General features: G+C 42.7%; 3 protein-coding genes. All 3 read right to left on the reverse strand.

Going from position 1 to position 864, the window contains the following annotated elements; all coding sequences use genetic code 11:
* Nucleotides 1–511: transposase (locus tag H2C83_RS16415; protein WP_512700747.1), on the reverse strand; the 511-nt coding region annotated here is incomplete at its 3' end.
* Nucleotides 512–513: 2 nt separating this feature from the next.
* Nucleotides 514–714, reverse strand: coding sequence for a hypothetical protein (locus H2C83_RS16420; RefSeq protein WP_181742264.1), 201 nt, complete (start codon nucleotides 712–714; stop codon nucleotides 514–516).
* A gap of 4 nt (nucleotides 715–718) precedes the next feature.
* Complete coding sequence (locus H2C83_RS18645; RefSeq protein WP_376766374.1) at nucleotides 719–862, reverse strand: transposase; 144 nt, start codon at nucleotides 860–862, stop codon at nucleotides 719–721.
* Nucleotides 863–864 lie beyond the last annotated feature (2 nt).

Below are 864 nucleotides of genomic sequence, written 5' to 3' on the forward strand. Positions count from 1 at the left end.
TTTGAAAGGTATTGGAATGAGTACAACGGGAGAGAAAGAGACAGTTCTGACACACATTTGGATTTGACTTGTATTCGCGGTATCCTGTGCGATTGGTAGTTGAATAGCGGAGTTCATACCTGGCAGGGCAAAGATATATATCCTGTTCAGGTAGGGTATTTAAATTGCCATTTATGAAAAAGACCTTTTTTGGTCGGAAACGCCGATGAGCAGTCACTGCAAAAATATTTTGTTTCATCAGTTCCTGACAGACGGGCATCGTGAGATATCCAGCGTCTAATGCGACTTCCTCAACGAGGAAGTCGAACCGGTGAATCTGTCGATTCAAACGTTTCAGGTACGGGATGGAGTCGTGAGCATTACCGGGTGTAACGAAAACATCTGTAATAAAATTGTATTTTCCATCTACTGTTCGATGATCCAGATAAAAGAAGCCCTCCGGTTTTCCTTCACGAACCATGTGCCCACTGTCCGGATCAGTTGTATTGATCCGGATTTCTTTTTCCTCCAATTTTACTTTTTTTTTAACGGATCTTTTCCATGCTGAATCCGGTCTTTGTCGATGGCTCTTTCCAATTCAACCATATAGTCCTTGGGAGTGACAGTAACCTTTTGTTTTTTGAACTTGCTTTTGCTGGCATTTACTTTTAAGAAAGTGGAATCGCTAAACAGTTGTTTTCCGTCGATGAATCCATGCTGAATGGACTGAAGCACGATTTCATCGAAGATTTCCTGGTAAACATCCGACTGCCCCGAACCGCCGACGGCGGTTTTGGCTGAAGGTGGAATGATGAGGAACCGGATCTGTCACGGAAAGTCCAACAAACCAACGATAAGCGATATTTACTTTAATTTCCTCAATCA

Origin of the sequence: Thermoactinomyces mirandus (assembly GCF_013868055.1) — a bacterium.
In the GTDB taxonomy this organism is placed as follows: Bacteria; Bacillota; Bacilli; order Thermoactinomycetales; family Thermoactinomycetaceae; genus Thermoactinomyces; species Thermoactinomyces mirandus.